Annotated in this window: 2 protein-coding genes; both read right to left on the bottom strand. The window is 57.0% G+C overall.

Features of this window, described 5'->3' with window-relative positions; genetic code table 11:
• Window positions 1-12: 12 nt before the first annotated feature.
• Window positions 13-924 (bottom strand): IS3 family transposase, encoded by a 912-nt coding sequence (locus BKP54_RS34745; protein WP_084815713.1) that lies wholly within the window; start codon window positions 922-924, stop codon window positions 13-15.
• Window positions 921-1355 (bottom strand): transposase, encoded by a 435-nt coding sequence (locus BKP54_RS34740; protein WP_057218636.1) that lies wholly within the window; start codon window positions 1353-1355, stop codon window positions 921-923. Before BKP54_RS34740 ends, BKP54_RS34745 begins: the two co-directional genes overlap by 4 nt.
• Between the last annotated feature and the right edge of the window lie 65 nt (window positions 1356-1420).

Here is a 1420-nt window from a genome sequence, read left to right as displayed (position 1 = left end):
TGGAATGCACCCCTACAGTGAGACAGAGAAATTGCAGGACAATTGCCGGCTTGTGAGTTCAGGTACGGCACTTGCGTGCGACGACGATAAGGACTGTTCGTATTCCTCCGGGGTGAGGTAATCGAGCGCTGAATGCAATCGTTGCCGATTGTAAACGTCTTCAATGAAGCTGGCGATACGTCGCCGGGCGTCCGAGGCATCGCGATAAGCCAATCCTGCAACTTCTTCCTGCTTCAAGGTTTTCATGAAGCTTTCCGCACGCGCATTGTCATACGGATTGCCCACCCGGCTCATACTCGGCTGGATCCCATGCGCGTGGAGGATGTCAGAATAGCTGCTGCAAGCGTATTGCACTCCCCTGTCCGAGTGGTGAATTAAACTGCCCGCGATTGGAGCGCGTGCGGAGATCGCCATTTTCAGGGCGTCGACTGCAAGGCTGGCCCGCAAGTGGAGTTCCAGTGCCCACCCGATGACCTTGCGGCTGAAGGCATCGAGCACAACCGCCAAATAAGCGAACTGCTCGGCAAGGTGCAGATAGGTGATGTCTGCGACCCAAAGCTGGTTAATCCCTGTCAGTTCCATCCCCCGAGCCAGGTTTGGGACGACGCGCCAGCTATGCTTGGAATCGGTGGTCCGGGGTACGAACGGCCGATTGCGCAAACATAAGAGATTGTCCTCTCCCATCAAACGCAACACACGTTTGTGGTTCGCCTGCCAGCCCTCCCGGCCCAGAAGAGCGCCAATCCGGCGATATCCATAATGCCGATTGGCCAAGGCCAGCCTTTGGATGACATCTCGTAGACCGGTTTCTTCCTGACGCGGCGCTGATTGCTGCCAGTACCGGTAGTACCCCGCCCGGCTAACGCCAGCCAGACGGCACATCTGTTCGATTCCTGTCGAGCCTTGCGGCATGCGGGCTGTCATTTTCTGGATGACTTCGAAGACGCCGCCCCTCCAGGCGCGTCTTTCTGCTGTTGACTGCCCCTGACATGCCGCAAGGCTTCTTGAAAAAAATCGAGTTCAACCTGTTGCTGGCCAATCTTGCGTTCAAGTTCGACAATGCGGCGACGGGCTTTGGCCAATGCATCCGCACGACGCTGTTCAGCCGATACTGCAAAGCTCGCCGCCAGGGTTTGGGGATCCGGCGGTGCCTCGGGCGGGGGCTGTTTCTTTGGCCGTCCCTGCCGGGCCGGCGTTAGATTGCCGCAAGTTCGTAGCTGCTCACGCCAAGCATACAAGCGTTGACGGTGAATACCCAGTTCGTCGGCCAGACGGCTGACGTTCTCCCCGTTGTGCATCCGCACGAGCATGGAGAGCTTCTCTTCTTCGCTAAATCTCGGCTTTCTTCCAACCATTTCCAGTTCCTGTATTCGAGAAACTGTCCGCTACTTAATATGTCTCAGTTGAGGGGTGCATTCCA

Origin of the sequence: Ensifer sp. 1H6, assembly GCF_001976035.1 — a bacterium.
GTDB classification, from domain to species: domain Bacteria; phylum Pseudomonadota; class Alphaproteobacteria; order Rhizobiales; family Rhizobiaceae; genus Ensifer; species Ensifer canadensis.
Note: the sequence above shows the minus strand (reverse complement) of the source record. Positions and strands in the feature narration are given on the sequence as shown.

Bases quoted from the DNA above. Each gene is read 5' to 3' on its own strand.
- BKP54_RS34745 (WP_084815713.1), bottom strand. From the start codon at position 924: ATGACAGCCCGCATGCCGCAAGGCTCGACAGGAATCGAACAGATGTGC.
- BKP54_RS34740 (WP_057218636.1), bottom strand. From the start codon at position 1,355: ATGGTTGGAAGAAAGCCGAGATTTAGCGAAGAAGAGAAGCTCTCCATG.